We start from the raw sequence: 6,155 nt of genomic DNA, 5'->3' as shown, positions 1-6,155 counted from the left end.
CAGGAGGTCTGGTCGTCGACCTTCGCCTCGGGGGCGTTGGACTTGACCGACTCGATCCCGTTCTGCGCGCTGGCCTTGGTCTTGTAGCTCTCGCTGGTCGCGATGATCTCGCCGTTGCCGGCCTTGAGCCGGAACCGGAACCCGCCCGACTTGTCCTCGTACAGCTCGAACTTGCCCGCCATGGATACAACCTCCCGTGATGATGGTCTGACGACGGTTCGGACACTAGTCCTCACCGACGGTCATCCGCAGCCCCGACATGCGATCGCGTCGAGGACCACGGTGAGACCGAAGCGGAACCGGTCGAGCGCCCGCTGCACGGTGTACGGGAGAGTGTCGTCGGTCGGGTCGAATGCGCCTGCCTCGTTCAGCGCCTCGAGGTTCGGATAGTCGCCCTCCGCGAGGTACCTGCCGAGGATCGGCGAGTACTCCGCCCACCACTCGTCATCGCTGCGACCGGTCCTGATCGGGGCCTGCTCAGCGTCGACGACCTCGCCCGCGGCTCCCCGGATATAGACGTCGAGCGTGGCCAGACACTGTTCTCTCGCCGCGGCCGGAAGATTCGTCAGCAGTCCGAGCGCGGCCTCATAGCGGGCGACCACGTGGGGGCCGAGAACCGTTCGGGACGTGGAGATCTGGAGCAGCCAGGGGTGGCTTCGGTGCAGGTCGAGGGACTGCCAAGCGTAGGAGCCCAGGGTGCTGGGTGAGGGCTGGCCGCCGATCGCCTGATCCACCATCAGTTCGAGCAGTTCGGCCTTGCTGACATAGGTATAGAGAGAGGAAGCGCCGATCCCGAGTTCCTGGGCGATCCGTCGTACCGAGACCGCCGGCAGGCCTTCGCGGTCCGCCAGGCCGATCGCCGCGGCGACGATCTGGTCGAGGTCGAGTCGTTGCTTGGGGCCACGCCGGGGTGGTTCCGCGGTCCGCCAGAGCAGGGCCATCGTCCGGGCCGGATCACCGCCGCCCGCGTACTCCATCTGTTCGCTCCTCAGCCACTTCCGGATTGACACTGTCGGGTTTACTCCGAACACTGTACGGTGTTTCTCGTGAGCGTTCGAACCGTCCCGATCCTGCCCTGCCGCCACCTCGACGACGTGCTGCCGTTCTACGAGGCGCTCGGCTTCCGTCCCACCTTCCGCCAGGCCCGGCCGAACCCGTATCTGACCATCACCCGCGACGACGGCTTCGACCTGCACTTCTGCGGTATCCCCGAGTTCGATCCGGAGGACTCCTACAGCAGCGTGATCGTGCTGGTCCCCGCTACCCAGTCCCTGTACGACGAGTTCGCGGCCGGCCTGCGCACGGCGTACGGGAAACTGCCGATCACCGGGATTCCGCGGATCACCCGGCCGCGGCGCAAACAGGGGACGTCGGGTGGGTTCTCCGTGATCGACCCGGGCGGCAACTGGCTCCGGATCATCACCGGCGGTGCCGAGCAGTCCGACGGGAGCCGGTTCGAGCGGGTTCTGCTGAATGCGGCGAGGCAGGGTGATTCCCATGGTGACGTGGGCGCCGCGATCGCAGTACTGGAGGCGGGGCTGATCCGGCATGCCGATGCGACTGGCGTCGAACGGTTGCCGGTGCTGCTTTATCTGACGGAGTTGCTGATTCGCAGCGGGGCCACCGAGCGCGCGTCCGCAGTACTGGATGAGGTGCAAGCGCTCAAGCTCGACCTCGATGACGCGACCTCCGCCGAGATCGCCGCGTTGACGGAGCAGCTCAGCTGAGACGGTCGCGAACGGCGGTGATGTAAGTGTCTCGAGAGACAGGACCGCCGAATCGCAGCCGGTCGTAGGGCGCGAACTCGGGCTCCAGTCGGTCGAGCTCATCGGAAAGCTTCCTCAGATCGTCCGGTTCGGTGGCGGCGTTGATTGCCTGGATCAACTGATCCTTGCGCTGCATCGTTGCCGGTGTCACCGAATGCAGGCAGACGTTTCGCCCACTCAGGTAGGAGTTCCACGCATCATTGCCCTCGGCGTCGTTCTCCCACTGCGCGACGAACCATTGCCGAACGTTGTCGATACCGAGTCGATCGGCGAGGGTGAAGAGATCGGCCGGGACCATCTCGGCGCCGTCGGACCGGAGGTAGCCGGGCATCGGCAGCTTGTGGTCCAGCATCAACTGCCGGACCTCCGCGACATCGCGACCCGCTTCGGCGCACAGTTCGGTCAGCACCCGGAACTGCTTCGTCACGTACTCGTCGTCCTCCGAGGTCATCGGATGAATGCCGTTGATCTCGAGATACCGCTGCCTCACCGCGTCTTGGCTCATGCGGAAAACGCTAGGGCCGGAATGCTTCGGTGGAAGGCGAAGTGACGGTCAGCCTTCGAGGTCGGTTAGTACGCCGCGGATGCCGGCTACCACCAGGTTGATTCCCAGGGCGTAGTAGCGGTCCGTCGAGGCCGGGCAGACCAGGGTGTCGGCGGCGCCTGCGATCAGGGGATACCGCTTCGGTGGGAGAGCGGCCAGGGATGCGCGCTTCATCCGGAGCCCTTGTTCGCGGGCTTCCGGCTCGGGGTCCTCGCCGGCACCTGGCTCCGTAGTGACCAGCGTGATCAGCGAGCACAGCGACTGCCTGCCGACCTCGGCCGCGTAGTCCTTGTCGAATCCGCCCTCCGTCAGCAGCTCCATCGTCCGCTCGGCCATCGCCAGGCCGGGCTCGGCCGCCAGAATCCGGGTCAGCGTGAGCCCCGCGATGCTCGGATGCGGCCGCAGCGCATCGACAAAAGCAGTCAGTACTGCGCGCAACTGGCGATCCCACCGCTCGTCGCTCGGCTCGGGCAGCCGGATATCGGCGAGCAACCGGTCGGCCATCGCGTTCAGCAGGTCACTCTTGTCGCTGAAGTGCCGGTAGAGGGCCATCGGCGTCACCTCGTGCTGCAGCGCCAGCCGCCTGATCGTGACGGCGTCCAGCCCTTCGGCGTCCGCGATCCGTACGGCACTGGAGGCCAGCGTCGCCGGATCCAGTCGTTTCGAGGTGCTCTGCGTCGTCACGTTGACAAGTTTACAACGTAGACCTAACGTCTATGCCGTACGCTTACAACGTATACATACGGTGTAGACATCTTCTCTGTGAGGTAGACGCATGAGACGCAGTCCCTGGGCGACGCTGGCGGTGCTGGCCCTGGCGCAGTTCATCGTGGTGCTCGACGTGACGATCGTGAACGTCGCACTGCCCGACATCCAGTCCGATCTGAACTTCTCCGCCGACACCCTGCAGTGGGTGATCAGCGCTTACACACTGCTGTTCGGCGGCTTCCTGCTGCTCGGTGGCCGGATGGCCGATCTGCTCGGTCCGCGGCGGGTCTTCATCGCCGGTCTGCTGCTCTTCGGTGTCACCTCGCTGATCGCGGGTCTGTCGGAATCGGCCGGCTTCCTGATCGGCGCCCGCGCAGTACAGGGCCTTGGTGGTGCACTGCTTTCGCCGGCCGCGCTGGCGATTCTGACGGTCACCTTCGCCCACGGCCGCGAGCGGAACATCGCGATGGGCGTCTGGGGTGGTCTGGCCGGACTCGGCGGAACCCTCGGGGTCGTGGCCGGCGGCGTCCTGGTCGACACGCTCAGTTGGCAGTGGGTCTTCTTCGTGAACGTGCCGATCGTGATCGCCCTGGTCGCGGTGATCCCGGTCTTCGTCCCCGACACCCGGCATGGCGCCGACGGCCCGCGGACGTTCGACACTGCCGGCGCAGTGCTCGGTACTGCGGGACTCATGGCGGTCGTGTACGCCGTAGTCCGGGCGGAACCCAAGGGCTGGGGTTCGGCTGAGGTCATCGGCTTCCTGGGCGGCGGTCTAGTGTTGCTCGCTCTGTTCGTGAGAGTCGAAGCACGCTCGAAGGCGCCGCTGGTCCCGCTGCGGCTATTCCGCTCGCGGGCGCTCAGCGTGTCCAGTACGTCGCTGGCCTTGAACGGCGCGGGTTTCCTGTCGATGTTCTTCCTGACGGCGATCTACCTGCAGCAGGTGCGAGGTGATTCCGCCCTGGAGGCGGGCGTCCACTTCCTGCCGATGGGAGCCGCGGCTGTCATCGGTGCGGTTGTTGCTTCGCAGTTGGTGCAACGGCTGGGCACGCGAACCGTGCAACTGAGTGGAACCGTCCTGAGTGTGGTCGGACTACTCCTGCTCTCGCGTGCGGATGCCACGGGGTCTTATGCCAGTCAGTTGTTGCTCGGGTTGATCCTGTTCGGAGTCGGGATCATCGGCGTCGCAGTACCGGCTCAGATCGCTGCTGTCTCGGACGTGGAACACCATGAGGCTGGATCAGCTTCTGGCGTCGTCACCGCGATGTACCAGGTCGGCGGCGCGCTGGGCCTCGCCATCGTGACCACCTTGTCCATCTCGAAGACCACTGACGCCTTGGAGCACGGAGTAGCCCAGCAACAGGCGCTGGTCGAAGGGTTCCAGCGCGGCCTCCTGATCGCCGCCCTCTTCGCCATCGCCAACGTCGCGGTCACCTTGGCAACCCCGCAAATCCAGCCCGCCCGGGAACAGATCGCCGAGGCCGCCGCGGCAGCCTAGTTGCTCCCAGCAACCAGCTTGCGTCCGAAGAACCTGAGGTCATAGCCCAAGGTTCTTCGGACGCAAGGGGGTCAGGCTTTCTGGGCGGTGAGGATGGTGGCGGGGCCGGCGGTGCGGGTCGGCGGGTTCCAGGTCGAGGTGGTGACGTCGGTGAAGCCGGCTTCGGTGACCTCGGCGGACAGGTCGTGAGAGGCCCACTTCTTGTGGACGGCGACGATCAGCCGGCCCGCTGGTTTGAGGATGCGGTGGACTTCCGCCAACCCTGCTTGACGATCCGGCCACAGGTGCACGTTGTTGACCGACAGTACGACGTTCGCCGACTCGTCCGGCTGATGCGTTGAAGCGGCGTCTCCCTGGATCAGCTGGACCTTCCCGGTCTCGACGAGATCCAGCGACCGGTGTTTCGCCGCGATCAGCATCGTCTTCGACGGATCCACCCCGACCACGACAGCGGCGTACTTCCCGGCCCACCGCAAACCCACCCCAGGTCCCGGCCCGAGCACCACCACGTGGTCCTTCGGCCGCAATCCCGCCAGCTTCACCACGTGCTTCTCGGTCATCCCGTTCGCGCGGACCATCAACCACCCCCCGACCCGCCCGACGGCCCCAGCCGGCCGCCCGAACCCCCGCTCACCCACCCACGCCCCAAGAGAACCCATACCCAATACCACCACGCCCACGAGAGAAACCCGAGTACCTGACCACCCAGGTCCCGCTGGCAGACCAGGTTGGGGAACTGGCCACGTTGCGTGCGGAGGGCAAGATCCGTCATATCGGCTTGTGCGCGGTCGAGGTCGACCAGATCGAGCAGGCACGAAAGCTGGTCGAGGTGGCCAGCGTCCAGAACATCTACAACCTGACCCGGCAGCGCCATCGCGATGTCATGGAGTACTGCACGCGGGAGAGCATCCCGTTCATGCCGTTCTTCCCGCTACAGGCAGGAGCGCTGGCTGAGACGGACGGCGTACTGGAGCAGACTGCCGCGGCTCATGGAGTAGCGCCGTCGCAGATCGCGCTGGCGTGGCTGTTGCACCTGTCGCCCATGACCCTGCCGATTCCTGGTACCTCGAAGGTCGCCCACCTGGAGGAGAACCTCGCTGCCGCACAGATCGAGCTCACCGACGCCGAGGTCACCAAACTGAGCTCGGAGTGGTCCGACGAGCCCTAAAGGAGCCAGCCGATGCGGAGTTCTTCCGCGGCTGGGCGGGAGGTCCGCAGGAGTTCGGCTCGCTCGGGGTCGTCTTCGGGGAGGTCTTCGGCGAGGGCGGCCTGCGCGGCGATTGTCTGGGGCCGGGCGCCGAGCGCGGCGCGCAGGTGGAGTGAGCGGCGCAGCATCGCGATCCGCTCAGCGGGCTCCTTGAGATGTGCGAGGTGCCGGATGATGTAGGACTCGAAGTAGCCGTCGCCGGACCTCGTCGCGATCTCGAGAGCTGTCTCGTAGCGCGGGAGGGCGCCGGCCGCATCATCGTCGATGTTGTCCAGCAGGACAGCCCAGTGGTACTCGGCCCAGCCGCGCTGCTTCTCGTTGCCGCTCTCAACCGCCGCCCTGTAGCTAGCCTCGGCCACTGCGCGGTCGTCGGCGCGAGGATCGCGCTGGAACAGCAGGCGGCTGTAGGCCAGTCGCGCCGTGAGCAAGTGCGCC

General features: G+C 66.2%; 9 protein-coding genes. 3 read left to right on the top strand and 6 right to left on the bottom strand.

Going from position 1 to position 6,155, the window contains the following annotated elements:
* A partial coding sequence (locus VFG33_RS03225; protein WP_325022194.1) for a YegP family protein occupies positions 1 to 182 on the bottom strand: 182 nt, incomplete at its 3' end.
* A gap of 60 nt (positions 183 to 242) precedes the next feature.
* Positions 243 to 977, bottom strand: coding sequence for a TetR/AcrR family transcriptional regulator (locus VFG33_RS03220; protein WP_325022192.1), 735 nt, complete (start codon positions 975 to 977; stop codon positions 243 to 245).
* A 69-nt stretch (positions 978 to 1,046) separates the two neighbouring features.
* Between VFG33_RS03220 and VFG33_RS03215 the strand changes: the two genes are divergently transcribed.
* Positions 1,047 to 1,727, top strand: coding sequence for a DUF8817 family protein (locus tag VFG33_RS03215; protein ID WP_325022190.1), 681 nt, complete (start codon positions 1,047 to 1,049; stop codon positions 1,725 to 1,727).
* Here the strand turns inward: VFG33_RS03215 and VFG33_RS03210 are convergent.
* Complete coding sequence (locus tag VFG33_RS03210) at positions 1,720 to 2,271, bottom strand: DUF6058 family natural product biosynthesis protein (protein ID WP_325022188.1); 552 nt, start codon at positions 2,269 to 2,271, stop codon at positions 1,720 to 1,722. The genes VFG33_RS03215 and VFG33_RS03210 overlap by 8 nt on opposite strands.
* Before the next feature lie 48 nt (positions 2,272 to 2,319).
* On the bottom strand, positions 2,320 to 2,994 hold the full coding sequence (locus tag VFG33_RS03205; RefSeq protein WP_325022186.1) for a TetR/AcrR family transcriptional regulator: 675 nt from the start codon (positions 2,992 to 2,994) through the stop codon (positions 2,320 to 2,322).
* 91 nt (positions 2,995 to 3,085) lie between these two features.
* On the opposite strand from VFG33_RS03205, the gene VFG33_RS03200 reads away from it, so the two are divergent.
* On the top strand, positions 3,086 to 4,513 hold the full coding sequence (locus tag VFG33_RS03200; protein ID WP_325022185.1) for an MFS transporter: 1,428 nt from the start codon (positions 3,086 to 3,088) through the stop codon (positions 4,511 to 4,513).
* Between the two features lie 71 nt (positions 4,514 to 4,584).
* Here VFG33_RS03200 and VFG33_RS03195 read toward each other — a convergent pair whose 3' ends face one another.
* Entirely contained in the window at positions 4,585 to 5,172 is a 588-nt protein-coding gene (locus tag VFG33_RS03195) for a class I SAM-dependent methyltransferase (RefSeq protein ID WP_325022183.1), read from the bottom strand.
* Positions 5,173 to 5,177: 5 nt separating this feature from the next.
* Here VFG33_RS03195 and VFG33_RS03190 point away from each other — a divergent pair, with 5 nt between their 5' ends.
* Positions 5,178 to 5,681, top strand: a complete 504-nt coding sequence (locus tag VFG33_RS03190) for an aldo/keto reductase (protein ID WP_325022195.1) — start codon at positions 5,178 to 5,180, stop codon at positions 5,679 to 5,681.
* Here the strand turns inward: VFG33_RS03190 and VFG33_RS03185 are convergent.
* Positions 5,678 to 6,155: hypothetical protein (locus VFG33_RS03185; RefSeq protein ID WP_325022182.1), on the bottom strand; the 478-nt coding region annotated here is incomplete at its 5' end. The genes VFG33_RS03190 and VFG33_RS03185 overlap by 4 nt on opposite strands.

The sequence above is a fragment of the Kribbella sp. genome, from assembly GCF_035687465.1.
Classification (GTDB): Bacteria; Actinomycetota; Actinomycetes; order Propionibacteriales; family Kribbellaceae; genus Kribbella.
This window is presented reverse-complemented; position numbering and strand designations above follow the sequence as displayed.